At 60.8% G+C, this 26109-nt stretch carries 15 protein-coding genes, 1 tRNA gene and 5 pseudogenes; 15 read left to right on the top strand and 6 right to left on the bottom strand.

What is annotated here, in order from left to right; all coding sequences use genetic code 11:
- The first annotated feature begins 85 nt into the window (after nt 1–85).
- The gene (locus N2600_RS01990; protein WP_162117798.1) at nt 86–955 is read left to right on the top strand and encodes a LysR family transcriptional regulator; all 870 of its coding nucleotides are present in this window, start codon (nt 86–88) and stop codon (nt 953–955) included.
- Between the two features lie 140 nt (nt 956–1095).
- Here N2600_RS01990 and N2600_RS01995 read toward each other — a convergent pair whose 3' ends face one another.
- Together N2600_RS01995 and aceA are read right to left on the bottom strand one after the other, a co-directional pair.
- Nucleotides 1096–1332 (bottom strand): SMc00767 family acetate metabolism repressor, encoded by a 237-nt coding sequence (locus tag N2600_RS01995; RefSeq protein WP_003545603.1) that lies wholly within the window; start codon nt 1330–1332, stop codon nt 1096–1098.
- Nucleotides 1333–1353: 21 nt separating this feature from the next.
- The gene (aceA, locus tag N2600_RS02000) at nt 1354–2643 is read right to left on the bottom strand and encodes an isocitrate lyase (RefSeq protein WP_260297808.1); all 1290 of its coding nucleotides are present in this window, start codon (nt 2641–2643) and stop codon (nt 1354–1356) included.
- Between the two features lie 190 nt (nt 2644–2833).
- Here aceA and N2600_RS02005 point away from each other — a divergent pair, with 190 nt between their 5' ends.
- From N2600_RS02005 to N2600_RS02025, 5 genes are all read left to right on the top strand, one after another.
- Nucleotides 2834–4243: a helix-turn-helix domain-containing protein gene (locus N2600_RS02005; protein WP_260297809.1), complete on the top strand. Its 1410-nt coding sequence runs from the start codon at nt 2834–2836 to the stop codon at nt 4241–4243.
- Between the two features lie 126 nt (nt 4244–4369).
- Nucleotides 4370–5467 carry a polyamine ABC transporter substrate-binding protein gene (locus tag N2600_RS02010; RefSeq protein ID WP_017967093.1) on the top strand — a complete coding sequence of 366 codons (1098 nt, stop codon included), beginning with the start codon at nt 4370–4372 and terminating at the stop codon, nt 5465–5467.
- Between the two features lie 112 nt (nt 5468–5579).
- Nucleotides 5580–6722, top strand: coding sequence for an ABC transporter ATP-binding protein (locus N2600_RS02015; RefSeq protein ID WP_260297810.1), 1143 nt, complete (start codon nt 5580–5582; stop codon nt 6720–6722).
- A gap of 4 nt (nt 6723–6726) precedes the next feature.
- A complete protein-coding gene (locus tag N2600_RS02020) occupies nt 6727–7638 on the top strand; it encodes an ABC transporter permease subunit (RefSeq protein WP_260297811.1) in 912 nt (303 codons plus the stop codon).
- Between the two features lie 3 nt (nt 7639–7641).
- Nucleotides 7642–8460: an ABC transporter permease gene (locus tag N2600_RS02025; protein WP_017967096.1), complete on the top strand. Its 819-nt coding sequence runs from the start codon at nt 7642–7644 to the stop codon at nt 8458–8460.
- An 88-nt stretch (nt 8461–8548) separates the two neighbouring features.
- On the opposite strand, the gene N2600_RS02030 is transcribed toward N2600_RS02025, so the two are convergent.
- A complete protein-coding gene (locus N2600_RS02030; RefSeq protein ID WP_260297812.1) occupies nt 8549–10441 on the bottom strand; it encodes an AsmA family protein in 1893 nt (630 codons plus the stop codon).
- A gap of 275 nt (nt 10442–10716) precedes the next feature.
- Here N2600_RS02030 and N2600_RS02035 point away from each other — a divergent pair, with 275 nt between their 5' ends.
- Nucleotides 10717–12669 carry an acetoacetate--CoA ligase gene (locus N2600_RS02035; protein WP_260297813.1) on the top strand — a complete coding sequence of 651 codons (1953 nt, stop codon included), beginning with the start codon at nt 10717–10719 and terminating at the stop codon, nt 12667–12669.
- Between the two features lie 221 nt (nt 12670–12890).
- Here N2600_RS02035 and N2600_RS02040 read toward each other — a convergent pair whose 3' ends face one another.
- Complete coding sequence (locus tag N2600_RS02040) at nt 12891–16736, bottom strand: ATP-binding protein (protein ID WP_260297814.1); 3846 nt, start codon at nt 16734–16736, stop codon at nt 12891–12893.
- A 211-nt stretch (nt 16737–16947) separates the two neighbouring features.
- On the opposite strand from N2600_RS02040, the gene N2600_RS02045 reads away from it, so the two are divergent.
- Complete coding sequence (locus N2600_RS02045) at nt 16948–17397, top strand: phasin (protein WP_017967100.1); 450 nt, start codon at nt 16948–16950, stop codon at nt 17395–17397.
- Between the two features lie 130 nt (nt 17398–17527).
- Nucleotides 17528–17604 (top strand) — tRNA-His (locus N2600_RS02050).
- Between the two features lie 361 nt (nt 17605–17965).
- On the opposite strand, the gene N2600_RS02055 is transcribed toward N2600_RS02050, so the two are convergent.
- Together N2600_RS02055 and N2600_RS02060 are read right to left on the bottom strand one after the other, a co-directional pair.
- The gene (locus tag N2600_RS02055) at nt 17966–19138 is read right to left on the bottom strand and encodes an alginate O-acetyltransferase AlgX-related protein (RefSeq protein ID WP_170281110.1); all 1173 of its coding nucleotides are present in this window, start codon (nt 19136–19138) and stop codon (nt 17966–17968) included.
- A 2-nt stretch (nt 19139–19140) separates the two neighbouring features.
- Nucleotides 19141–20568, bottom strand: a complete 1428-nt coding sequence (locus N2600_RS02060; RefSeq protein WP_170281111.1) for an MBOAT family O-acyltransferase — start codon at nt 20566–20568, stop codon at nt 19141–19143.
- Between the two features lie 100 nt (nt 20569–20668).
- On the opposite strand from N2600_RS02060, the pseudogene N2600_RS02065 reads away from it, so the two are divergent.
- The 6 genes and pseudogenes from N2600_RS02065 to N2600_RS02090 form a co-directional block, all read left to right on the top strand.
- Nucleotides 20669–20977: pseudogene (locus tag N2600_RS02065) on the top strand (glycoside hydrolase family 19 protein); the annotation flags it as partial.
- Nucleotides 20978–21027: 50 nt separating this feature from the next.
- Nucleotides 21028–21313 (top strand): annotated as a pseudogene (locus N2600_RS34420) (lysozyme); the annotation flags it as partial.
- Nucleotides 21314–21441: 128 nt separating this feature from the next.
- Nucleotides 21442–22138 (top strand): annotated as a pseudogene (locus N2600_RS02075) (transposase).
- 160 nt (nt 22139–22298) lie between these two features.
- Nucleotides 22299–22446, top strand: a pseudogene (locus N2600_RS02080) (glycoside hydrolase family protein); the annotation flags it as partial.
- A pseudogene (locus N2600_RS02085) lies at nt 22443–22778 on the top strand (hypothetical protein). The pseudogenes N2600_RS02080 and N2600_RS02085, both read left to right, overlap by 4 nt.
- A gap of 359 nt (nt 22779–23137) precedes the next feature.
- Nucleotides 23138–25711 carry an autotransporter family protein gene (locus N2600_RS02090; RefSeq protein ID WP_260297816.1) on the top strand — a complete coding sequence of 858 codons (2574 nt, stop codon included), beginning with the start codon at nt 23138–23140 and terminating at the stop codon, nt 25709–25711.
- Nucleotides 25712–26109 lie beyond the last annotated feature (398 nt).

Consider the following 26109-nt stretch of genomic DNA (forward strand, 5'->3'; position numbering starts at 1 on the left):
TGTCCTTTCCTATGTCAGACATCGCCTGATTTAGGCATCGAATTTCTCTTTATAAACGGGGAAAATCCCGCTATGTTTTTCATCCATGAAAAACGCGAGTTGGGATTCCTATCAGCTTTTCCTGCAGGTCGCCCGGCTCGGCGGTTTGACGGGGGCAAGCACCGCAAGCGGGCTCAGCCCGGCGACCGTCGGTCGGCGCATGCTCGATCTCGAGCAGGAGATCGGCCGCGCCTTGTTTTCGCGAAGCCAGACCGGATACCGTCTGACCCAGGATGGCCAGGCGCTGCTCGATCACCTGCAGGAGATGGAGGCCGCCGCCCGCAAGGTGGCGGCGTGGCGGCAATCCGGCGAGGGCGGCACGACCGTCAGGGTCGCCGCCGGCACCTGGCTCGCCTGGCTGCTGACCGAGAATTTCGCCGCAATCCGCATGCCGGGCGATGCCTTCGCCATTTCGCTGACCATCGGCGAGGCGCGGGCAAGCCTTGCCTATCGCGAGAGCGATATCGGTATTCGCGCCTTCGAGCCCGAGGAGGCAAATCTCGCCGCACGTCAGCTCGGGGAGGTGGCCTACGCCGTCTATATCAGGCGCAACGCCGCCGAGACCGACGAGCGCTGGATTGCAGTCGCCGAGGACGAGGCGATATCGGCCTATCTGCGCTGGCCGCACGCCCATGCCGGGACGGCAATCGTCGCCACCGTCAATCGGCCGCGTTCGCTGCCGGATCTGGTGCGCGCCGGCGCCGGCAAGACCGTGCTTCCCTGTTTCGTCGGCGATCTCCAACCCGAATTGCAGCGGCAGGGCGGCGAGTTGCCGGAACTGCGCCACCGGCAATGGATCGTCATGAATGCCGAGGACCGCCACCGCCCGGAGATCCGCACAGTCGCCGACCGCATGACCAAGCTCATCAAAAGTTATGCCGATCTCTTCGCCGGAAAACGACCGAGTCGCGGCTGAAGCGTGTCGCCCAGAACTGTGCAGCGGCTTTGGCGCCACAACATGCATCAAATCGAGACGTAAATCGCCGCGCCCGATAGGTCGCGCGGCGATTGAAGAAGCGGGCCGACTTCACCGGCCCGCCAACGGTCGCCTTTTCGTCAATGCCGGTTGGTGACGACGACGGGAATCAGCAGGTCCCCCCAGTGGCCGTCGCCGCCATGATGACGGGCCGAGCGCACCAGTTCGACCGAGACACCGGCCTCGACGGCTTTCATGACCGATTGGTTCAGCCGATGCAGGTCGTTGGCGAGCATGCGGATCGTCGTCTGCTGATCCTCGCTCATGCTGCTTGCCTGTTCCTCGGCCCGTTCCCTGACGCGTGTAATGGATGCCATGATCTTCTCCTCCTCTTCGAGTTATTCCGCAGCCGGTTTGAACTGCGCATGTTCGGTCGAACCGTGCATCGCCGTGGTCGACGACCGGCCGCCGGTGATGGCGAGCGACACGGCGTCGAAATAGCCGGTGCCGACCTCGCGCTGATGTTTGGTCGCGGTATAGCCATTGACCTCGGCGGCGAATTCCGCCTGCTGCAGCTCGGAATAAGCCGACATCTGCCGCTGCCGGTAGCCACGCGCCAGTTCGTACATGCCGTAATTCAGCTGGTGGAAGCCGGCGAGCGTGATGAACTGGAACTTGTAGCCCATCGCGCCGAGTTCGCGCTGGAACCGCGCAATCGTCGCCTCGTCGAGGTTCTTCTTCCAGTTGAAGGAAGGCGAACAATTATAGGCGAGCAGCTTGCCGGGATGGACCTTGTGTACGCCTTCGGCAAAGCGCCGCGCCTGATCGAGGTCCGGCTTCGAGGTCTCGCACCAGATGAGATCGCAGTGCGGCGCATAGGCGACGGCGCGCGCGATGCAGGGCTCGATGCCGTTTCGCACCTGATAGAAACCTTCGACCGTGCGGCCGGCATCATAGTCGACGAAGGGCTGGTCGCGCTCGTCGATGTCCGACGTCAAGAGCTTCGCCGCCTCCGCGTCGGTGCGGGCGATGACGAGCGTCGCAACGCCCAAGACGTCGGCGGCAAGCCGCGCGGCATCGAGATTGCGGATATGGGCGGCCGTCGGGATCAGCACTTTGCCGCCAAGATGGCCGCATTTCTTCTCCGAAGCGAGCTGGTCCTCGAAGTGGACGCCCGCAGCACCCGCCTCGATATAGGCCTTCATGATCTCGAAGGCGTTGAGCGGTCCGCCGAAGCCTGCCTCCGCATCGGCAACGATCGGTGCGAACCAGGTCTCGACGGAAAGTCCCTTTGCTTCCGCGGTCTCGATCTGGTCGGCGCGCTGCAGCGTGCGGTTGATGCGTTTGGCCAGTTCCGGACCGGCATTGGCCGGATAGAGCGACTGGTCGGGATACATCGCCGATGCCGTATTGGCGTCGGCCGCCACCTGCCAGCCGGAAAGATAGATCGCCTTCAGTCCGGCGCGCACCATCTGCATGGCCTGGTTGCCGGAAAGCGCGCCGAGCGCATTGACGAAATCCTCCTGGTGAATGAGCCGCCACAACCGGTCCGCCCCCATTTCGGCCAGCGTATGGCTGAGCGCCACCGAGCCTCTGAGCCGCTGCACGTCCGCGGCCGAATACGGTCTCTCGATGCCATCGAAGCGGCCTGCTGATGCATTTGGAACAAGCTTGTAGAAATCCGTCATGCTGCTCTCCTCACTAAAAAGCCTGACAAAGGTGCTGCATGACAAGATTGACAATTTGCACCGATATGACCAGGAAAACCTTTGATTTCCTGCTCGGAAAGAGGTTAAGATGACGAAGATTGACAGAGCGGCGCTGTGAATTTGTAAAGTTTTGTAAATACGGCGCTCCCTGCCTGTCAAAGGGTGTGACATGGCGGAACGAAAGATATTCGCAGGCCCGAAAGTCAGGCGCATCCGCAATGCGCTGGCGCTGACGCAGACCGCCATGGCCGAGGCGCTTGAAATATCGCCGTCCTACCTGAACCTGATCGAGCGCAACCAGCGGCCGTTGACGGTGCAGCTCCTTCTCAAGCTTGCAAGCGTCTACAGGGTCGATCTGGAGGAGTTGCGGGGGCAGACTGGCGGCAGTCTTGACCAGCTCAAGGAGATCTTTGCCGATCCGCTGTTGTCGGGCGAGTTGCCGGGTGATCAGGAATTGGTGGAGGTGGCCGAGGCAGCACCCAATGCCGCGAGCGGCATGATCAAACTCTACCGCGCCTATCGCGAGCAGGCGGCAAGGCTGTCCGATCTGACGGCGCTGATGGCCGCCGAAGGGCATGCGCCGATCGCCGCCGGCCGCTTGCCGCTGGACGAGGTGCGCGAGACGCTGGAGCGCAGGTCCGGCTATTTCGGACAGATTGAGACGGCGGCGGAAGCTTTTGCCGCAACGCTCCCTGGCGGCCTCGATCTTGCTGCCGGACTGAAGGATTGGCTGCGCTCGGAGCGCGGCATCGCGGTGCGCGTCTTGCCCGTTCATGTGATGCCGGATCTGCGCCGCCGTTTCGATCGCCATTCGATGCGGCTTTTCATCTCTGAGCGCCTGTCGCAGGCCGACCGTGCGCACGAGATTGCGGTCGAGGCCGCGACTCTGGCCCTGTTGCCGGCAATCGATGCCGAGCTCGACGATCTCTCGCTCTCCTCCGCCGAGGCGCGCCGCATCGCCCGCTTCGAGCTTGCCCGCATCGCGGCCTTAGCGCTCGCAATGCCCTATGAAGCCTTTCTCTCGGCGGCCAAAGCAACGCGCTACGATATCGATATTCTGCGTGCGCGCTTCGGCGTCTCCTTCGGCCAGGCGGCTGCGCGTCTTGCCATGCTGCAACGCCCGGGGGCAGCCGCCATCCCCTTCTTCCTGATCGAGATCGATGCTGCGGGCCACCGGTTGCGCAGGGCAGGTGCCCAGGGCTTTCCGCACGCCCGTTTCGGCGGCGGCTGTCCGAAGCTCAATCTCCATGCCGCCTTCCTGCAGCCGGGCCAGATCCTCGCCGAAACGGTCGTCATGCCTGACGGCGCATCCTTCCTGACGGTTTCCCGAACCCAGGAAGGGCCGAGCGTCGAATTCGGCGAAAGGATCAGGCGCACCGCGATCCTGATCGGCTGCGACGGTGCCCTTGGCGAGGGGGTGGTCTACGGGCAGGCGACGGCGCTCGATCCGGTCGCGATCGGTCCGGCCTGTCGCCTTTGCGAGCGGCGCGGTTGCCTTTCCCGGGCCGAGCCGCCGGTGACGAGACCGCTCGGGCTCGACGAGATGGTCGCCGGGCTCAGCGCCTTCGACTTCCAGTGATTGTGAAATCATTGAGGGCGCAGGATTTTGCGCTTGTGGGCTTAGAAATTCCTTCTTAGTCTGCGTGGAAAACCAGAGGGAAAAGATCTCCGAGGGTGCGGAATCTTTGAACAAACAGGAGAAGTCATGAGGTCAACCATCCTAAGCGTGACGGCCGCCGCCGTTACCGCGCTCCTTGCTGCCGTGCCGGCCTTTGCGCAGGAGCGTGTGGTCAACGTCTACAACTGGTCGGATTATATCGACAGTTCCATCCTCGAGGATTTCACCAAGGAAACCGGGATCAAGGTCGTCTACGACACCTTCGATTCCAACGAGACGCTGGAAACCAAGCTCCTGGCCGGCGGTTCGGGCTATGACGTTGTCGTCCCCACGGTATCCTTCATGCAGCGCCAGATCGCCGCCGGCGTCTACCAAAAGCTCGACAAGTCGAAGTTGCCGAACCTGGTCAATATGTGGGACGTCATCATGAAGGGCGTGGCGTCCTTCGACCCCGGCAATGAATACAGCGTCGACTACATGTGGGGCACGACCGGCATCGGCTACAATGTCGACAAAGTCAAGGCCGCCCTCGGCACCGACGAAAAGCCGAATTGGGACGCGTTGTTCGATCCGGCGAAAGCAGCAAAGCTCAAGGATTGCGGCATCTACATGCTGGATTCCCCGACTGATGTCGTGCCCTCGGTGCTCGCCTATCTCGGGCTCAATCCGAACAGCACCGATCCCGCCGATCTCAAGAAGGCGCAGGAAGTCCTCACGGCTGTTCGTCCCTTCGTCCGCAAGTTCCACTCTTCCGAATATATCAGCGCGCTGGCGAACGGCGATATCTGCATCGCGCTCGGTTATTCCGGTGACATGTTCCAGGCCCGCGACCGTGCCGCAGAAGCCAATGCCGGGGTAAAGGTCGACTATTCGGTGCCGTCGCAGGGCGCCCAGATCTTCTTCGACGTCTTTGGCATTCCGAAGGATGCGCCGCATGTCGCCGAAGCCCATGAATTCATCAACTACATGATGAAGCCGGAAGTGATCGCCAAGGCCTCGAACTTCGTCTTCTACGCCAACGGCAACAAGGCGTCGCAGCAGTTCCTCGACAAGGAGGTCCTCGACGATACGGCGATCTACCCGACGCCCGAGGTGATGGCGAAACTCTTCACCGTTCCGCCGCTCGATCCGAAGACCCAGCGGATCGTGACGCGGCTATGGACCACCGTCGTCACCGGCCAATGATCTGATAGTGGCCCGGACGGAAACGTCCGGGCCTTTTTTGACGATCCCGGCCGGGTGAAACCGGGAATAAAAGCCAATAACAAAAGCAAAGAATGCATTTTCGGGGAACAATATGAAGTCTCTAGGCAATATTCGCCGCTCTTTCGCACCTTGGACCGATCCGACCGCCAAGCCCTTCATATCAATCAAGAACGTCACCAAGAATTTCGGCAATTTCACTGCCGTCGATAACCTGTCGCTCGATATTTATCACCGCGAGTTCTTCGCGCTGCTCGGCGCTTCCGGCTGCGGCAAGTCGACGCTTCTGCGCATGCTCGCCGGCTTCGAGCAGCCGACCTCGGGCGAAATCGTGCTCGACGGCACCGACATGGCCGGCACGCCGCCCTATCGGCGCCCCGTCAACATGATGTTCCAGTCCTATGCGCTTTTCCCGCACATGACGGTCGAGAAGAACATTGCCTTCGGCCTGAGACAGGACGGCATGGCGAAGGACGAGATGACTGACCGCGTCTTGCAGATGCTGAAACTCGTCAAGCTGGAGCAATTTGCATCCCGCAAGCCGAACCAGCTTTCCGGCGGCCAGCGCCAGCGCGTGGCGCTGGCCCGATCTCTTGCCAAGCGCCCGAAGGTGCTGTTGCTCGACGAACCGCTCGGCGCACTCGACAAGAAGCTGCGCGAGGAAACCCAGTTCGAGTTGATGGACCTGCAGCAGAACCTTGGCCTCACCTTCGTCGTCGTTACCCACGATCAGGAAGAGGCGATGACCATGGCCGACCGTATTGCCGTCATGAGCCACGGCAAGGTCGTGCAGGTGGCGACGCCGGCGGAGATCTACGAAGCGCCGAATTGCCGTTTCGTCGCGGATTTCATCGGCGATGTGAACATCTTCGATGGCAAGGTTGCCTCATCGGGCAACGGCACCGTCGAGATATCAGTCGATAGCGGCTTCAGCGTGCGCGTCGCCGCTTCCGAGACACCTTCTGCAGGCGGCGCCGTCGGCTTTGCCATCCGGCCGGAAAAGATGCGGGTCGGGCGCACGCCTCCCGCCAACGCTTCGATCAACGCTGCCAGGGGCGAACTCTGGGATATCGCCTATCTCGGCGACATGACCGTCTTCCATGTGAAATTGCAGAGCGGCAAGGTCGTCAAGGCCTCCTCCCTCAACGCGCAGCGCTTGGTCGACGACCCCTTCACCTACGATCAGGACGTCTGGGTCTCCTTCGACGAAAATGCCGGCGTTCTGCTGAAGGATTGACATCATGGGCAAGTTTACGTCCGGCCTCTACAATCGCCTCGTCATCGTCATCCCTTATGCTTGGCTGCTGCTCTTCTTTCTGGCGCCCTTCTTCATCGTCTTCCGCATTTCGATGTCGGCGACGGCGATCGCCATGCCGCCCTACGAGCCCGTCTTCTCTTTTGCCGACGGCTGGGCTGGCCTATTAAGCAAGCTCGGTGAACTCTCCTTCGACAATTACACCTACCTCACCGACGACCCGCTCTATTTCAACGCCTATGTGTCGAGCGTGGTGATCGCCGCGATCTCCACCTTCCTGACGCTGCTGATCGCCTATCCGATCGCCTACGGCATGGCGCAGGCGCCGCGTGGCCTGCGCCCGACGCTGGTGATGCTGGTGATCCTGCCCTTCTGGACGAGCTTTCTGATCCGCGTCTACGCCTGGATCGCCATCCTGAAGCCAGAGGGACTGTTCAACCAGTTGCTGCTGTCGCTGCACCTCATCGACACGCCGCTGATCATCCTCAACACCAATACCGCCGTCTATATCGGCATCGTCTATTCCTATCTGCCCTTCATGGTGCTGCCGCTTTATTCGGCGCTCGAGAAGATGGACGGCACGCTGATCGAGGCCGCGCAGGATCTCGGCTGCCCGCCGATCACCGCCTTCTGGCGCGTCACCTTCCCGCTGTCGATCCCCGGCGTGGTGGCCGGCTGCATGCTGGTCTTCATCCCAGCCGTCGGCGAATTCGTCATTCCCGACCTGCTCGGCGGGTCGCAGACGCTGATGATCGGCAAGACGCTGTGGAGCGAGTTCAATTCCAACCGCGACTGGCCGGTCTCCTCGGCAGTGGCAACCATCCTGTTGCTGATCCTGGTCATTCCGATCGTCTTTTTTCAGAATGTCCAGGCCAAAGCCGAAGAGCGGGGGAAATAAGCCATGCTGAAATGGACCCGCTTCAACATCCTCTCCGTCACCCTCGGCTTCGCCTTCCTCTATCTGCCAATCGTGCTTCTGGTGATTTTCTCCTTCAACGAATCCAAGCTCGTGACCGTTTGGGGCGGCTTCTCGACGAAATGGTATGTCTCGTTGATGAGCAATCAAGCCCTGCTCGACGCTGCCTGGGTAACGCTGCGCGTCGGGCTGTTGTCGGCAACGTTAGCAACCATCCTCGGCACGATGGCGGCGCTGACATTGGTGCGCTACACCCGCTTTCGCGGCCGCATGCTGTTTTCGGGCATGGTCTATGCGCCCCTGGTCATGCCCGAGGTCATCACCGGCCTGTCATTGTTGCTGCTCTTCGTGGCAATCGGCCTCGACCGCGGCTTCTGGACGATCACGCTCGCGCATACGACGCTGACCATGTGTTTCGTCGCCGTCGTCGTGCAGTCGCGCCTGCTGAGCTTCGATCATTCGATCGAGGAGGCGGCCCAGGATCTCGGCGCCCCGCCGGTGCGCACCTTTTTCGAGATCACCCTGCCGATCATCGCGCCCGCCGTCGCCTCAGGCTGGATCCTTGCCTTCACCCTGTCGCTCGACGATCTGGTGATTGCGAGCTTCACGTCGGGGCCCGGCGCCACCACGCTGCCGATGAGGATTTATAGTCAGGTCCGCCTCGGCGTGACGCCTGAGATCAACGCGGTGTGCACGATCCTGATCGGCATCGTCGCAGTCGGCGTCATCTGCGCCTCGATCATCACCAAGCGCCGCGAAACGCAGCGCCAGAGGGACGAACGCGCCGCTGCTGCCGGCGCCTGAGGTCTAAAGCGCGTGCTCCTCGCGCTTTATGTCTCTATTTTACGCATGTCGTTATCGCAAAACCGCGCACACTTTTGCGCGACATGCATTATTGCGCGTGAGGTGTATTGCCAAACAGCGGCACCGGCGAGATTACCGGGTTCGGCCATGAACCGCCAATGAAGAACGGCAGAAGCGGCAGTTCCGCGGCCTTCGCCGGATCTGTTGGCTCCAGCGATCCGGAAAGCGCCAGCCCGTTCGACTGATAGGTGATGACGCCGGAAAGCGTCAGCGTCTGTGTGGCACCGGCTATATGGGCGTCGTGCATCTCGGCGGTGCCGTTGGCGAAATCGGCCTGAAGGTTCAGCTGGTTGAAGGCGAAGGCGCCGCCTGCTGCCGCGCTCAGCGGAAAGAACGGCTTTTCGGCCGCCTGCGTCCGGAGTGCTGCGGCATCGATGCCGGGAATGGTACCTTCGCCTGTCCAGAAGTGCAGCTTGCCGGTGACGTCGGCAAGGCCGGTCGTCCAGATCGCCTTTGGCGACTGCAGTTCGAGATCGAGCGATCCTGTTGCAAGCGGCAGTGGGCCCTTCAACGCGAGGCGCTCGGCAAGGGCTGCGAAGTCGGCATTGCGAATCGACAGCTGCAGCTTGCCGCCGCCGTCGAAGTCGCGCTGCGTCGCTTCCAGATGCGCGGTCATCTCGCCGCCCTCGAACTGGCTGTCGCCAATATCGAATTTGGCCTCGCCGCCGGCAACGATCATGCTGGCGCCAACGTCGGAAAGCTCGAAGAGCCCCATCTGGGCGCGCCGCGCCGAAAGCCTGACGTCGACGTCGAGCGCCTGCAGCGGCCCACCTATGCCAGCGGAGATTTCCTCTGCCTCGCCGGCGGCGAGCCTCAGCGCGAAGGCATCGAGGAAGGGCTTGAGGTTCATCTGGTCGAAGGCGAGCGTGCCGCCGATTTTCGGTCGTTTGCCGGGTTGAGTGAAAAGGTCCATCACCCCGGTGGCACTCGCTTCGTTCAGCGAGAGACTGAGATTGTTAAAGCGCAGCCCATTGCCCGACGACATGATGTCGGATTCCACCGAAGCGCTCTTCAGCGTTGCGATACCGGGGATCGACTTGCCCGACCATGTCAGCAGCGCCGGCACATCGGGAATGCTGGCGGTGATATTGCCGGAAAGGGCCGAAAGGCTGGCGATGCTGGCAATGCCCTGAAAGTGCGCGGTCAAAAGGTTCGATGTAAGCGACGTCCGTGCCTCGGCATTCCTGCCGGCAAAGGCGAGCAGCGGCTGCCGCGAGGCGAAATCGACCTTCAGATCCTCGCCGTTGATGCGGGCGATGACGACCGCCGAGATCGCGCCGGAAAGTCTCGGCCAGGCAATATCTGCGGTGACGCTGCCGAAATGATAGGCCTTGGCGGTCTTGATGTCGGTGACCACAAGCGTGCCGTCCTCGACGGTCACTGCGCCGATCTCGGCATCGAGATCAGGATTAAGCACCTCGGCGCCGTTTTCGTAGCGTACGCCACTGATCGCGCGTGCAAGCAGTCCGGCATAACTCCAGTCGATCAGGCCTTTCTCGTCGCGCGTCAGCGCCAGGTTGGGGCGTACCAAATGGAACTCGTGGAAGCTCGTCCGGCCTCGCAAAGCATCGATGAGGCTGAAATCGGCCGACAGGCTTTCAATGCTGCCGAGCAGCTTATCGCCATTTTCGCGCGGCTGGCGGATGGTGATCTGGTTCAGCGTGATGCGCGGTGTCGGCCAGAATTCGAGAACCGGGCTACCCTTGATCTCGGCATGGTAGCCCGTCCATTTCGACAGCGCGTCCTCTATGCCGGAGCGCACGAATCCGGTTGAAATGAGATAGGGCGCGGCAACCCTGAGCGCCACGAAAAGCGCCAGCGCGATCAGCAGGAATACCGTCGACAGGCGGGCGAAGGCCGGAAGCCAGCGCGAAACGGGTCCGATCTTCCTGCGCCACCTGCGATGTCTTGACGTGCTCATGATCTCCGCCGGCAAATTCAGCCGGTCATCCCGTTATGCGCTGATTTCGCCGGATATAGGAAATATCGGGCATATGCAAATCCCTACAGCGCCGCGCGTCTTTTCAGACGCGTAAAGGACGCTGTAGCACTTTCAAATAAATAGTTGGAGCATGATGTCGTCCGAAAACCGCTCACACTTTTCGGCATCGTACTCCAGGCGTCGGATCGCGTCGGTTCCACGCTTTATAATGCAATGCAGCATGATATAAGGACGGCATTGGGGAGGAGGATTGAATGCAGGATAACAAACCACTTTGGGTGCCCTCGCAGGATGCCATTGCAAAAAGCCCGATCCATGCCTTCATGGAGCGCTGCAATGCCGATTTCGGGCTTTCTCTTTCGGGCTTTGAGGATCTGCATGCATGGTCGGTGGCCGAGCGGGAGAGCTTCTGGTCGACCGTCTGGGATTTTTGCGACGTGCAGGGAGAGCGTGGCGCAAAGGTGCTTGCCAATGGTGACCGCATGTTGGACGCGCGCTTCTTTCCTGATGCGACGCTGAACTTTGCCGAAAACCTGCTGTCTGGCCGCGGTGAGGGTGATGCGATCATCTTCCGCGGCGAGGACAAGGCCGAGGACCGCTGGTCGTGGGATCGGCTCCGCGCGCTGGTCTCGAAGCTGCAGCAGGCTTTCGCAGCGCTCGGCATCGGCAAGGGCGACCGCGTCGCCGCGATGATGCCGAACATGCCGGAGACCGTCGCCGCCATGCTCGCCGCCGCCTCGATCGGCGCCATCTGGTCGTCGTGTTCGCCTGATTTCGGCGAGCAGGGTGTGCTCGACCGCTTCGGCCAGATTGAGCCAAGGCTCTTCATCGCCTGCGACGCCTATTGGTATTCCGGCAAGCTGCAGGATGTCGGCGCCAAGGTCGCGACGGTCGCAAAAAGCTTAGATGTCCCGACGATCATCGTCCATTACGCCGGCGATGCCGAGGCGGTGGCGCTCAAGACACCGGGGGCTTTAACGCTCGACGCCTTTGTCGCGCCTTACGAGGCAAGGGAGGTCGAGTTCACACGGCTCGGTTTTTCGCACCCGCTTTACATCCTGTTTTCATCGGGCACCACGGGCGTGCCGAAATGCATCGTGCATTCGGCCGGCGGCACGCTGCTGCAGCACCTCAAGGAGCACCGGTTGCATTGCGGCCTGCAGGCCGGCGAGAAGCTGTTTTACTTCACCACCTGCGGCTGGATGATGTGGAATTGGCTGGTCAGCGGCCTTGCCAGCGGCGCGACGCTCTGCCTGTTCGACGGCTCGCCCTTCGCCCCCAATGGCAATGTGCTGTTCGACTACGCCGAGGCTGAAAAATTCGCCATCTTCGGCACCTCGGCGAAATATATCGACGCGGTGCGCAAGAGCGGGCTGACGCCGCGCGCGAGCCACGATCTCTCCAGCCTCCGGCTGATGACCTCCACCGGTTCGCCGCTATCGCCGGAAGGGTTCACCTTCGTCTACGACGGCATCAAGGAGGACGTGCAACTCGCCTCGATATCGGGCGGCACCGATATCGTCTCCTGCTTCGTGCTCGGCAATCCGCTGCAGCCGGTCTGGCGCGGCGAGATCCAGGGGGCCGGCCTCGGCCTTGCGGTCGACGTCTGGAACGATGATGGCAAGCCGGTGCGCGGGGAGAAGGGCGAACTCGTCTGCACCAAGGCCTTCCCGTCGATGCCGGTGATGTTCTGGAACGATCCCGATGGCGCCAAATATCGCGCCGCCTATTTCGACCGGTTCGACAATGTCTGGTGCCACGGCGATTTCGCCGAGTGGACGGAGCATGGCGGCCTGGTCATCCACGGCCGTTCGGATGCGACGCTCAATCCCGGCGGCGTGCGCATCGGCACGGCCGAGATCTACAATCAGGTAGAGCAGATGGAGGAGGTGGCCGAGGCGCTGTGCATCGGCCAGGAGTGGGACGACGACGTGCGCGTCATCCTCTTCGTTCGCCTTGCCGCTGGTGTGACGCTGACGGAGGATCTCGTCAAGGCAATCAAGACGCGTGTGCGCACCGGCGCCTCGCCGCGCCACGTGCCGGCGAAGATCATCGCGGTTGCCGACATTCCCCGCACCAAATCCGGCAAGATCGTCGAGCTTGCCGTGCGGGAGGTCGTTCACGGCCGGCCGGTGAAGAACTTGGAAGCGCTTGCCAATCCCGAGGCGCTGCGGCTCTTCGCCGGACTAAGCGAACTGAGGGATTGACTGCGATCGGAAACTACAAGCTTTCACCCTCTATCAATCTCCTGTCATGAAAACCTTTCGTTAAGAAAGGTTTGTCAAACGTGAAGCTAACTTGGGGGCCGCACATGAACGACGCGGGCTGGGGCTTTCGGGCCTTCGAAACATGACGTTGATCGACTGAGCTCTTGTTGAACAGCACTAAATTCTAGGCAGCCTCTGGCTGCCTTTTCTTTGCGCTCCGATCAGCCGGCCAGCACCCGCTGCGACGGGAAGGTGATCTCGACGAGCGTGCCCTCGTTCGGCGTCGAACTGATCGAGAACGTTGCCCGGTTGGCATCCACCATCGCCTTGGTCAGCGGCAGGCCGAGCCCGGTGCCGTCGCCGCGATGGCGCGATTGGGTCGAGGAGACCTGCCGGAACGGCTTCATCGCCTGGTCGAGTTCGCTGCGCGTCATGCCGATGCCGGTATCGCGGACCCTGAGGACGACGCTGCCATTGGCCTCATAGGAGGTGGAAACGACGATCTGCCCGCCTGATGGGGTGAAGCGGATGGCGTTCGACAGGATGTTCAGGGCGATCTGCTTGATCGAGCGGAGATCGGCCACGACCTCGGGGACCGATTGCGACAGCGCCGTGCGGATGATGACGCGCTGGCCATTCGCCTGCGGCTGTATCAGTGCCACTGCCTCGGAGACCGCTTCGTTGAGACCGACGGCATCAAAATCGAGATCCATCTCGCCCGCTTCGATCTTCGAAATGTCGAGCAGGTCGTTGACGATGTCGAGCACGTGCCGGCCGGAGCGGCCGATGTCGTTGGCATATTCGATATAACGCGGATGGCCGATCGGGCCGAAGCGCTCGCCCGCCATCATGTCGGAAAAGCCGATGATGGCGTTGAGCGGTGTGCGGATCTCATGACTGACACGGGCAAGGAAATCGGTCTTGTGAGCGTTGGCGGTTTCGGCCGCACCTTTGGCGTTGCGCAGTTCGTCCTCGGTGCGCTTCCACTGGGTGATGTCGCGTATGACGGCGCAATAGCCATTGGAGGAGGTGAGCTGGCCCATCGTCATGAACAGCGGCACGAAACCGCCGGCGGCCTCGCGGCCGATCACTTCGCGTCCGTCGTTCAACACACTTGCCACGCCATGGCCGGAGAGGCCGTTCAGATAGTCCATGACCGCCTTCTGGCTCTCATGGGCAAACAGCATGACGAAGGGTTTGCCGCGCGTCTCCTGCTCGTCGTAATTGAAAAGCGCGCTGGCCGAGCGGTTCATCGAGCGGATGTCGCCTTCCGTGCCGATGACGACGACGCCGTCGGTCGCCGTTTCGAGGATGGAGCGCAATTCTTCCACTTCGACCTGGAGTTTGGCGACCTTCTCGACCATCCGCTCGGGGCGACCTTCGGAACGGCTTGCTTCGCCGCGCGTGTCTTCCTTGCCTTCCACCGGCATCAGCGCCAGCATGAGGGCGTTGGCATCTTCCCAGCGCACCGATTGCAGCCGCGCGGTCACCGGCACCAGCGTATCATCGGCCTTGACGAGCATCATGGTGCCGGAGCCTGCGGCATTTTCCTCGAGTTCGCGGCGTTGCAGCAGGGCTTCGATGCCGCCGACCTCGCGCAATGCCTCGAGCGAATTGTAGCCGGTCAGCCGCATGAATTCCGGATTGGCATGGAGCAGCACATCGCCGACATGGATCAGCACGGCAACAGGCAGCTGGTCGACCGTTCCGACCGAAAGCCCGTCCGTCATTTTGACGCGCGGCGGGATGAAGCTTGTGAGAACCTCGATCTGGCTGACCGTCTCCTCCAGCCCTTCCGTCGCTTCGTCCTCGGCGATGACAGCCGGTTCTTCGGCGGCGCCGTCGTCTTCGCGCTGCGCCTCGATGGCATTCTCGAAGATCGCCTCCTGTGGCGCGATTTCCTCGATCGACGGTATTTCCGTCTTGTCGGCGGTGGGCGTTTCGGCCTCGAACTCTTTGGGTCCGGAGGCCTCGTCGAAGCCCGCGGTTTCCGTGGCGGCGGGTTCCGCCGGCGCCGCGGCGCTGGGTTCCATCGATGCTGCGGCGGCAGGCTCTTCCTTGCGGGTACCGAAGGCTTCCAGACGTTTGGCGATCTCGCGGAAATTGGCCTGTTCGGCAGCCGTCAGTCCGGCGCCGCTGTTGTGGAGCTGAACGATCTTGTCGGAGAAACGGCGATTGGGCGTTTCCGAAATCCGAAGCGCCGGCGGCTCTTGCGAAAGTTCTGCTACCGGCTCGGCGGCGGAAACGCCGCCGGCATCGGCGCTGCCTTCCGCTTTTTCTGCAGCACTTTCCGGAGCAGGTGTCTCGATAGTCGCCTGCTCGGTAGACATCTCTTCCGGCGTTGGCTCCGTCTGCGGCTCGCTTGTTGCAAGCGCCTGATCCTCGACCTCTTGCGTCAACGCAGGTTCGATCAGGGGCTCTTCAAGCGCTGTCTCCGCTTCGTGTGCCACCTCGGCAATGGTCTCGGCGGGCGGGCCGAGGCTCGCTGCCTCATGGCCGATGCCGTCCGGGCCGAGTGTCATGCCGAGTGCCAGCGGATCTTCCTGGGTATCGGAAAGCCGGACGACGCCGAAGCCGCGGAAACCATCGAAGTCGCGGTTGCGGGTATAGGTCGGCAGCGCCGCCAAATCGACCGGAACGACGAGGCTGGTGCCTTCGACCGGCCAGAGGATCGTCTTGCCCGACCATGTGTCGCGGCGGGCGAGCGCTTCGGAAATCTTGCCGTCAGGATCGAGATTAAAGAGGGCGGCGACGTCGCCGAAGGAAGAGCCGATAATGTCGGACGCATGCGGGCCGACGGCCTGGGCAAATTCGTGGCTGACTTCATTGAACCGGCCTTCCGCATCGATCTTCCAGACGAAGCGCGTGGCGCGGCTGTTCGGCCTGAAGACGAAGCCGGGCTCAGCCGCAAGCTCAACGGCAGGGCGCGCGCCGGGGACAGGCGCTGCGATGACGGTTTCTTCGTGGACCGCATCCGGCGTGCCTTCGATAGGCGTTTGGCTGGTTTCGACAGGCGCTTCCGCCGTCGCCGCTGTTTCCACCGTCTCGGCAACGGAGGCCAAGTCGTCCTCGATGACCGCGGCAGGCTCATCGGCCTCATCCGCGCCACCGTCGATCACGCCGCCGTCGCTCTCGGACTCCGCATGCCCGGCAGGATGCGTCGCTTCAACCGCCTCGTCAGCGGATGCCGCCGCAGTCTCCGTCGGCTGTTCGCTTTCGCCGGCGATCTCCTCCAGCGTCTCCTCGACCTCTTCGATCCCCGCGACCGCGTCGATAATCTCGGTGAAGCCTGCGGTGGCGAGAGGCTCGTCCTGAAACGCTTCGGCAGGTGACGGGCTTTCTTCCTGTGCGGGCGCATCGACGGGGTCGAGCGCGGGCGTATCGACCGTGTCAAGATGACCGATCGCGGCCTCCACAGCAAAGAGCAGATTGAGGGCCGGATCGTCGCTGAGCTTGCCGACCGCGGCCGGAAGATTGCCTCTGGCGGTGGCGACGGGACGCTTCACCAACCGGTCGGGATGTGCGCCGGCAAGATTGATCAAGGTCTTTGCCGTCTGCTCGGAGATCCCGAGCGAGGCAAAGCCCGGCGAAGCCGCGATGACCTCGCCATTGGCGCCGATCACCGCCATATGCGTATCGGGATCATCAAGCCCCTGCAGCATCTGGGCCGCCGATGCGCCTGACGCGAGCGGCTTTGCCGAGACTGGCACCGAAAACAGGATGGCCTTTTCGCCCTGGGAAAGGCGGATCAGTTCGGCAGCCGCCTGTGCCTGTGCACGCTGAAAGCCCTTTGAAACGCGGATCATCAGGCTGCGGCTGTCGCCGATATCGGTGAGCTGGCGCGCCGCCGTTTCCAGCTGGCGGAAGGTGATGTCGGCGCGGTCGACGCCCTGATCGAGCAGATCATAGACCGCCGAATGGCCGAAAAGCTCCGCACCTGCACCATTCGCCCAGAGCAGACGGGCAAGATCGGCCGAAAACAGCACCATGGCCTCGCCGCGTGAAAAGCGTTCCCGCACCCGTGCATGCACGGCGATGTCGATGAACGGATATTGGACTGCGGGCATGTTCGAACCTTGTCGCTGTCGGCCTTCTTAATTAACGGCTTATTAATAACTGCGGGGCGCATGCCGGTCCAGCAGAGGAGGGGGTTTTCGGCCGGAAAGGTTAACGTCTTGTGCATTGCACAATAATTGTTGCAATGCACAATTAAATGTCTTATATAAGCATCATCCCAACTACCAGGCAGCGACTGCCTCAGCCCAAAGGATGCGACCCATGGCTACCATAAAGACCGATGACGTTTTTTCAATCGCTTCTTTCGACCCGTCCAAGTTCACGGAATCCTTTCGTGAATTCGCCGAAAAGGGCGCCCAGCAGTCGAAGGACGCCTATGCCAAGCTGAAGACCGCCGGCGAAGAAGCCGGCAAGACGCTCGAAGCCACCGTCCAGACGGCACAGGCCGGCACGGTCGAGATCGGCCTGAAGGCGATCGACGCTCTGCGTGTCAACGCCGAGAGCTCGATCTCGCACCTGGAAGCGCTGCTCGGCGTCAAGTCTCCCGCCGAATTCTTCGAACTGCAGACCTCGTTCCTGCGCAAGCAGGCCGAGCTGGCTGTCGAACAGGCGAAGTCGATGCAGGAAACCACCAAGCAGGTTGCCGAAAAGCTCGCAAAGCCTTCCAAGGACGCCGCCGAAAAGGCCATGGCATCCTTCAAGGTTGCCTGATCGGTCTTTATCGACCAGAAACAAAAGGCTGGACCTCGCGTCCGGCCTTTTTGTATATTGACGAGGAATGGGGCTTGAATTCCTCGCCAAGTCCTCGTATGTGACCCCCGTCGCGCCAAGCGCGATTTATGCGGTTGTAGCTCAGTTGGTTAGAGCGCAGGTTTGTGGCACCTGAGGTCGGAGGTTCGAGACCCCCCAACCGTACCATCTCCCCTTTGTCCATACCGAAGACATAGGTATACATCGTCCCTAAGACATGGGTGACAACCTCGTGCCGAACGGGTAGTCGATGGTTTGGGTGCAGGCGCTCCAGGCTCATCGCATGCCCGGCGGGTTGGGGCGGCAGGGCAAGCTTGTTCTGCCCGCGCCTGGGATGCGGTAGAATTTGCAGCGGTGATCGTTGGAACCGCCCGCTCCGGAGCCGCCATTTCCGACACCCGTCGAGCGCCGGCGGTGGCTACACCTATGACAACCAATGGGATGGCGCGACACATGTGCAGCGGTCGGAGAATAACAATAGGTTCTACGACTATGTCAGCGGCCAGCAGAACGGATCGATGTAGCGGCCTTACCGGCCAGCCCGAACACTTTCGGGATTGACGATAGGGAACTCTCCGCAGCTCGGGTCGCACTCAACCAAACGAGACTCGACATACAGGAAGACGGCAAAATCGGGCCGGTAGGCATCCAGGAAAGCCGATGGAAATTTGGCTTCCGGATCGTTCGGCACGTTATTCAAATTGACGGTGGCAGTTTGGCTGAAAACCTCGCCAAAAATTGCCGCCATGCGATTGGTGAAAGAGTCTCCCATTAGTGCCACTTTGACGTTTCGAACGTGGCTGTTGGCGTAATATGTCAAGCGACTACCTTTGGGCACCAGCTTGCCCCATTCCGGCGGCCCGGGTGATGTGAACCGGTATTCCCCATCCGGAACTGGAACCCAGCTTTCATCCCGGAAAGGCAAGGCCATCATCCTTCCGAAAGCGGTTGGCTGGTAATAATCGATCTTAAGCGTGTATGGCGGGTATGCAGATGGCGCGCTTTCCGGAAAATACTTCTGGATGTGAGCAGCCAATTGTTGGAAGGCGACAAACGTGCCGTTCTGTGTAGCGTGCGGATCTGTGCGATAATAGAGTTCCGCATTCTCGGAAGCCTTCATCATGGCCTGCCTAACAGGCACGATGCTCTCGGGCATCGTATCCTCCAGCGCATGGAATATCTGCTCAGACTCAGTCGGCAAGTTCTCATCGAAATGCCAGCTGGCTGGCAAATGCCGGTTCCCGTAGATCGCAAACTTGGTCGGCATGAAGAGAACGAGCATGTGAATGCCGCGCTTTTCGAGCCAGTTCTTGCGTTCAATGATAGATTGCTTGGCCTTCGCGACGTACTCGTCGGTCAAACGTCTAGGGCCGACTGAACGCTGCCCATCGAATTCGGCACCGAAGATCCATCCATCGCGGCCGACAACGACGTTTCGGGCGAACGTAGAATCGAGGCGGGAATAGAGGGCTTCATTGAATGCTAAGACCAGGGGTTTGCGGAATGCAAAGTTATCCGTGAGCCAAGCGTCGATGCCGCGGACGAACGCAGTGACATCTCCTGCCCAGTGGGGAGGAGGCGCCATCGTTCGATTTTCATCAACGCTGCCTGGCGCCCGCCATCCGGCGATCGTCAGGGCGGCGTTCAAGGTCACTGCCGATAGGAAGGCAATTGGGAACAGCAGTCTGAAGTGCTTCAGCATGGCTAGAACCTGAAATAGAGAAAGGCTTGAAGTGTGCTTGCCGCCGAGGCGCTGAGCGCCACAGTCGCCACGGCGAAAACAGCAATGGTTCGCGTGATGTCCTGAAGGATATGTTTTGGCAGTCCATCGCCCTGCGGCCGATAGGCGAGTAGACGAGACATCCATGACGCGCTGGCGAATGCGAATACGAGACCGGCGACCAGGGCCAGAAGGAGCGCAGGATTGTAAACGCGGAGGATACCAGCCAAGCCGCCGCTGAACCCGCCAAAGAACAGAGCATGAAAGTAGCCTATGGCGTCGTCAAGGCTTTGGGCGCGGAACCACACCCATCCTAGCAGCACGGCAATCAACAGATAGGTCCGCCGCACGACAGTTGGCATTGTCTCCATCAAGCGCCCAAAGGAGCTACGCTCCAGCGTGAGTAACCCGCCATGCCAGAGGCCCCAGATAAGGAAGGTCCAACTGGCTCCATGCCATAATCCAGTTGTCGCGAATACGATCCAGAGATTAAGGGATGTGCGAAATGCGCCCCGACGATTGCCGCCCAAAGGAATGTAGAGATAGTCCCTGAACCAACGTGACAGCGTCATATGCCAGCGTCGCCAAAACTCCTGCACGCTCGTGGAATCGTATGGAAGATCGAAGTTTTCAGGGAAATGAAAACCAAACATGCGGGCTAGCCCGATTGCCATGTCGGAATATCCGGAGAAGTCGAAGTAAATTTGCAGGCCGAAGGAAACGATGCCCATCCAAGCCAAGGGTGCCGGCAGGAGGTCCGGAGATGTTGCAAAAATACTGTCGACTGCGATCGATAGTGGGTCGGCGATGAGGAGCTTTTTACCGAGGCCGATGGTGAAGCGCTCCATTCCAATCATGAAATCGTCAGCGCTGACCTTCCTGTTTTTTAGTTCTCCGGCGATCTCGCGGTAACGGACGATCGGGCCGGCAATTAGTTGCGGAAAGAAGGCTTTGAAGACGCCCATCCGGATAATGTTACGTTCCGCATGGGCGTCCCCTCGATAGATGTCCACGAGATAACTAATGGCCTGAAACGTGAAGAACGACACGCCGAGCGGCAGCGGAAGATGGGGCACGGTTACAGGATCAATCCCAAGAGCAACCAGCCCGGCGTTCAGGTTCATCGCTAGGAAGGCAGAATACTTGAAGATGATCAGTACGAGCAGATTTGCCGTCAATCCCACAATCAGCCACAGCCGGCGCGATCCTCCCACCCCGCTGTCGATCAGTAGTCCCAGTCCATAATTCACCACGATCACGGCGACGAGAAGCCAGACCACGACCGGTTCGCCCCAAGCATAGAACGCCAAGCTTAAAACTAGGAGGGCGATGCTTCGGAAGGGCAGCAGGAAGTAAGCTGCAATCGAAAGAGGCAGAAAGAAACTGAGAAATACAGGCGATGAAAATAGCATTCGCTGGTCCGAACTTTAGTCAAGCGGTCATTGCATAGCGCCCTACAACCGTCAATCGCGCCATTCGTGGCGCCGCCCGTTTTTCAACAATCTGGAGTTTCTGAGCAGAATCACCGCTCAGCAAATTCGCGCGGCCGCCAAAGGTCCCGTAAATGAGAGCAACATGAAATCCGTCCTCATCGCGCTCGATCGCTACGGCGACGATTTCGGGATGAACCGGCTGCATCGCCTGGTGCAGTACTTCGCGCAGCTGATGCACGAAAGTGGTGACTTTCGCTATGACCGGGAGATCTGGGGGCCGACGCCAGCGCAGAAGCGCTATGACACGCGGACGGACCTCGGCAACACGCCTGGGGTCGACGGCGACGGCAAGAAGAATGCCGGGCGCGGGCCTATCCAGCTGACGGGCGGCGATCGTCGCCCGCATCTTTTTCCAGCAGCAAATCTCAGGAGACTTGAATGGGAAACCGCCTGCAGAAGCGTAGTGCCGCCGCGGCCATGGCCGTTGCGGTGGTCGGAAGTTTTGAGAGACCGCGCCAGAATGCCTATCGCGATCCGGCAACGCAGGGACAGCCTTGGGCGATCTGCTATGGCAGCACCAATGGCGTCTAGCCGAGGGGATTACAAGACAATGGAGCAGTGCAAGGCGCTGCTGTCTCCGGAACTGAGACCTATGCGGCGGGACAGAGAAGTGCGTCAAGGTTCCATTGCCAGATGCCGTTTTGTCGCAGTGACCTCGTTCAGCTAAAATGTCGGTGGCGAAGCTGCGTGTGAATCTAGCCCGAATCTCTCAAAGTAAAGGGTGCATCGGGGCCGAGAATCTGAGAAACTGCTTTTACGACAAAGGCTTACCAGATTCGAAACGGAGCCCCGATGCAAACAGACTGTATCTCCACTCAGCTCGCATTTAAAGTGCTTCGACGGCCACAAAGTCGTCGCCGGTTTCGACGGTGGCGCGATCACCTCGGATGCCGGTGCGCTGCTGCTTCGCCATGTCGATGCGGCCATCGGGCTGTTCGACCGGGTGGCCGGCTGCTTCGTTGATGGCCGCGATCGCAAGTGCACGGTCCACAGCACGCGCACGCTGGTCGGGCAGCGCATTGCGGCGATCGCGCTGGGCTACGAGGATGTCGATGATCACGACACGCTGCGCCACGACCCGGCCCCCAATCCGCGCTTCGTCGTCACCTCGCTGGAACCGGAGTGCTGGGCGGCCCAACCGCTTTACGAGGAACTTTACTGCGCACGCGGCGACATGGAAAACCGCATCAAGGAATGCCAGCTCGATCTCTATGCCGACCGCACCAGCGCCCACACCATGCGCGCCAATCAGTTGCGGCTCTGGTTTGCATCGTTGGCCTATGTCTTGATCGGGGCGCTACGCCGCCTCGGCCTCGCTCATACCCGGCTTGCCGATGCCACCTGCGGCACGATCCGATTGAAGCTGTTGAAGATCGGCGCCCAGGTCCGCGTCTCAGTCCGCCGCATCAAGGTGGCGATGGCTTCGGCCTGCCCCTATGCCGAGGAGTTTGCTCTGGCTCACGCCCGAATATGCGCTGCGGCCCGATGATGCCGCCGAACCCGAGCCTTTGCCGCCAACGATAAAGGATACAGCACCGGCCTAGACAAAACGCCCCACATAGCGGCGACGACCGCGCGCGTCTTCGGTCAGGCCCCACGCCAGCCCATAGCGCGCCCAATCAATACAAGAGGCGCTGTGAGAAAAGCGGGCTAGCGCGGTCAAACTGATCAACCAAGGGAAGACTGCTGAAGGCTGCGAAGCCCTTTTGAAGTGGAACCGTGCCGCCGGCATCGTCTTTCCCGGTTTAACCAAGACGCAGGCAGAAAGAACGTCAGTTCTGCATTGAGGGCTTATGATGGGCTTCCTCGACGCGCTCAAGCTCGAGGCAGGCGTGGCTGCTGGGCTGTATCCCTCTACGCCGTCTCGATCGGCTATCCGTCCGCAGCGGGCGAGGCGAGGGCAGGATATGTGTCCTCGTGGCCGAAATGACTGCAGTAGAGGCCAGAGCTTTTCACATGGAACGCCAGCGCAACGCGGCTGCCCAAGCTAATTTAGTGACGAGCACCGCAAGCGCCTTGCCAGAGACTCCCCCGAAATCGAGATCCAATCCTATGAGCTTCAGCTTTCGGAAAAGAACCGCGCTTGCGCTGTTACTGCTGCTGATGTTGACTGGCTGCTCCGCCACTGAGCGCCTCAACCGTGCGGCTACGATCAAACGGCAGGCGCAAGCCTGCATTGTCTTCCGCCGCTTCCCAACGATTTCCGCAAGGAGGAAGTCCACGCACCCGTTGAGGAAGACCAGGCGCTGATCGCTGTCCTCGCCCGCGAGCGCCAGGCGCTTGACTGCGCCAACTGCCAGGGGCGGGATTTTACTGTGGTAAATGCCTAACACTCCCCAATTCTTATCGCGAACGGTTGTTAATTCCAGTTGAATCTGGCCTTAAGTCAATCCTGAAGAGTATTTTAGGGGCGATATAAATGCCGGCGTGCAATGTGTTTCACAAGAGAAGGAAACAGAAGCTTTTTTCAGGGATTTGCTTGGCGGCCTTGAGCCTCACTTCGTTCGCAACTCCGGCTCCGGCTGCGACCTACAGTGCGAGCAGTCAGGCGCAGCTAAACGCAGCCATTACGGCGGCGAATGCCGACGCCGACCCAACCGCGACGATCCAGCTGACCACGAGTTTCTCGGTTTCAAGCGCAGCTCTCAATTCACCCAGCAAGCCGATCACCATAGACACCCAGGGCTTCACGCTGTCCGGCTCCGTCGACCCGAGCGGCGACGGCCTCGCGCCTCTCTTTCAAGGAGGAAGCGGGTCGTTCACGCTCATGGGTAATGTGGTGGGCGGAGAGGGGTCGTTTCCTTTGCGCGGAGAGGGAGGCAGCGGCATAAAACTCGAGCAGAGCGCAAGTGTGATCAATAACGGCACCATCGAAGGCGGATTCGGCCCGGACAACGATGGCGGGGACGGCGTATTCATTGATGTGAGCGCAGCTCCTGGCGTGACCTTCATTAACAATGGAACGGTGCGAGGCGGGGACGGCAACCCGTTCGGCGGCAACGGTATTGTGGTCGCCTCTGCCACCAACGGCGCAATCGTCAATACCGGAACTATTTATGGCGGAGACTGGTCAGTCGCAATTTTCGCCAACTCAGCAGCCGTCAGCCTCAATTTGATCAACAGCGGCACAATCGTATCGGGCCCCAGGGAAGAGATTGCGATCCTTTTGACGCCGGGTGCCACGAACGGCATCACGCTGGAACTTCAGGCCGGCTCGAAAATCTTCGGTGAGGTCGTCGGCAATGCAGCCGCGGCCAACGACACGCTGCGGCTCGGCGGAAGCGGCACCGACAGTTTCGATGTTTCGGAAATCGGCCAAAAATACCGGAACTTCGACACCTTCGAGAAGACCGGCACTGGCACCTGGTCGCTGATTGGAACCGGCACGGTTGCAACGGACTGGGATATTCAGGACGGCACCTTGCAGATCGGCGATGGCAGCGTCATCGGTGATATAACGAACAATGCAACGCTCGCCTTCAACGGCTCGGACGTCTTCACTTTCGACAATCTTATTTTTGGCAACGGCACCATCCGCCAGCTCGGCAGCGGTAAAACGATTCTCACCGGTGACAATTCCAGCTTTGCGGGGAACACGATCGTGGAAGCCGGCACGCTGTCGGTGAATGGTATCCTCGGCGGCACGCTGGATGTTCTGGCGGGCGGACGGCTGCAGGGCACCGGGCAGGTCGGCACCACCGACAACGCCGGCACCATCGCGCCCGGCAACTCGATCGGAACGCTGATGGTTTCAGGCGACTATACCGGCAGCGGCGGCACCCTCGAAATCGAGAGCGTGCTCGGGGACGATACGTCATCGACCGACCGCCTCGTCGTCACCGGCAACACGTCAGGCACGACCAATGTCAAAGTGATCAACCTCGGTGGCAATGGCGCGCAGACCGTCGAAGGCATCAAGATCGTCGATGTCGGTGGCACCTCGGCCGGCAGCTTCTCGCTGCTCGGTGACTACGTGTTCGAAGGGGATCAAGCCGTGGTCGGCGGGGCGTATGCCTATCGACTTTTCCAAGGTGGCGTAAGCATCCCGGCTGACGGCGACTGGTATCTTCGCTCGGCCCTGCTCTATGCGCCTGGTGTGCCGCTGTACGAAGCCTATGCCGGCGTGCTGCAGAGCCTCAACGAGTTCGGTACGCTGCGCCAGCGCACTGGCGGGCCCGAGGTGGACGATAGTCAATCCGCCGACGACGCCGGGAATGGGCCTGCCAGGGCGGTCTGGACGCGTATCGATGGAATGCATTCGCATTTCGAGCCGGAGACCTCGACGACGGGCACCGAATACGATGTAAATAGCTGGACGCTGCAGGCGGGCGTCGACGGAATGCTGCATGAAAGCGGAGCCGGCGCGCTGATCGGCGGGCTCAGCTTCCATGTCGATGCTGCCTCGGCGGACGTCTCCTCGCGCTTTGGCAAGGGCGACATCGATACGACAGGCTACGGCTTCGACGGCACCTTGACCTGGTACGGGAACAGCGGCTTCTACATCGATACTCAGGCTGGCTTGACGTGGTATAGCAGTGATCTCAAATCCTCGACGCTCCACGCCACGCTTGCCGACGACAATGACGGCTTTGGCTATGGCGTGAGTGTCGAAGCCGGCCAGAAGATTGCGTTGTCTAACCGGTGGTCGCTGACGCCGCAGGCGCAGCTTGCCTATTCCTCCGTGCGTTTCGACGACTTCACCGATCAATATCGCGGTGCGGTATCGCTTGATGATGGCGACAGCCTGACCGGCCGCCTCGGCATCTCGGCAGATTACGACAACGACTGGAGGGATGCCTTCGGAAAGATCGGCCGCTCGAAGCTCTACGGCATCGCCAATCTCTATTACGACTTCCTCGACGGCTCGGATGTCGATGTCTCAGGGACCAGCCTCGTCAGCGAGAACCAGACGCTCTGGGGCGGCCTTAGCATGGGTGGCTCGCTCAGTTGGGCGGGCGACCGTTATGCAGTCAACGGCGAAGCCTTCGCCCGAACCAGCCTCAAGGACTTCGGCGACAGCAGCGCCTTCGGCGTCAAGGTCGGTTTCAGCGTGAAATGGTAGAGTAATAACACTCTTGTCATGCACTTCCTTCGAGAATACGATAGCGTCGCTTTAGTCCGTTATGGACCATTTTCCTGCCGGCCATGCAGTTCCAACAGCTTGTCATACTGCTCCTCGACCCTCCGGCATTCCTCCCGCGAGGTCTCCTGCTATCCGTTGTAAGGCGTTTCTCGGACCCAACTTACGTGGGTGGCGTTCCACTTCCACATGTCCGACTTGCCGTCGCTCGTTTGGTCAAGCTGGATGCGACCGAAAGACTCTTCGCCGTCGAATCTGGTGAAATCCTGATGTCCTTCTCCTGGCCACGTCTCGCGCCATTCGAACTTTGGCTGATATCGACCTCTCATGGAGTAGTCTCATCGAATTGCGATCAGCAACCGAGCCGCGCTTTCCCGGAT

It is taken from the genome of Rhizobium sp. WSM1274 (assembly GCF_025200775.1).
Taxonomy (GTDB): Bacteria; Pseudomonadota; Alphaproteobacteria; order Rhizobiales; family Rhizobiaceae; genus Rhizobium; species Rhizobium leguminosarum_I.

What these genes read in the sequence shown, in the direction of transcription:
- N2600_RS02020 (WP_260297811.1), top strand. Translation starts at nt 6,727, where the DNA reads ATGGGCAAGTTTACGTCCGGCCTCTACAATCGCCTCGTCATCGTCATC.
- aceA (WP_260297808.1), bottom strand. Translation starts at nt 2,643, where the DNA reads ATGACGGATTTCTACAAGCTTGTTCCAAATGCATCAGCAGGCCGCTTC.
- N2600_RS01990 (WP_162117798.1), top strand. Translation starts at nt 86, where the DNA reads ATGAAAAACGCGAGTTGGGATTCCTATCAGCTTTTCCTGCAGGTCGCC.
- N2600_RS02045 (WP_017967100.1), top strand. Translation starts at nt 16,948, where the DNA reads ATGGCTACCATAAAGACCGATGACGTTTTTTCAATCGCTTCTTTCGAC.
- N2600_RS02030 (WP_260297812.1), bottom strand. Translation starts at nt 10,441, where the DNA reads ATGAGCACGTCAAGACATCGCAGGTGGCGCAGGAAGATCGGACCCGTT.
- N2600_RS02040 (WP_260297814.1), bottom strand. Translation starts at nt 16,736, where the DNA reads ATGCCCGCAGTCCAATATCCGTTCATCGACATCGCCGTGCATGCACGG.
- N2600_RS02060 (WP_170281111.1), bottom strand. Translation starts at nt 20,568, where the DNA reads ATGCTATTTTCATCGCCTGTATTTCTCAGTTTCTTTCTGCCTCTTTCG.
- N2600_RS02055 (WP_170281110.1), bottom strand. Translation starts at nt 19,138, where the DNA reads ATGCTGAAGCACTTCAGACTGCTGTTCCCAATTGCCTTCCTATCGGCA.
- N2600_RS02005 (WP_260297809.1), top strand. Translation starts at nt 2,834, where the DNA reads ATGGCGGAACGAAAGATATTCGCAGGCCCGAAAGTCAGGCGCATCCGC.
- N2600_RS02025 (WP_017967096.1), top strand. Translation starts at nt 7,642, where the DNA reads ATGCTGAAATGGACCCGCTTCAACATCCTCTCCGTCACCCTCGGCTTC.
- N2600_RS01995 (WP_003545603.1), bottom strand. Translation starts at nt 1,332, where the DNA reads ATGGCATCCATTACACGCGTCAGGGAACGGGCCGAGGAACAGGCAAGC.
- N2600_RS02035 (WP_260297813.1), top strand. Translation starts at nt 10,717, where the DNA reads ATGCAGGATAACAAACCACTTTGGGTGCCCTCGCAGGATGCCATTGCA.
- N2600_RS02010 (WP_017967093.1), top strand. Translation starts at nt 4,370, where the DNA reads ATGAGGTCAACCATCCTAAGCGTGACGGCCGCCGCCGTTACCGCGCTC.
- N2600_RS02015 (WP_260297810.1), top strand. Translation starts at nt 5,580, where the DNA reads ATGAAGTCTCTAGGCAATATTCGCCGCTCTTTCGCACCTTGGACCGAT.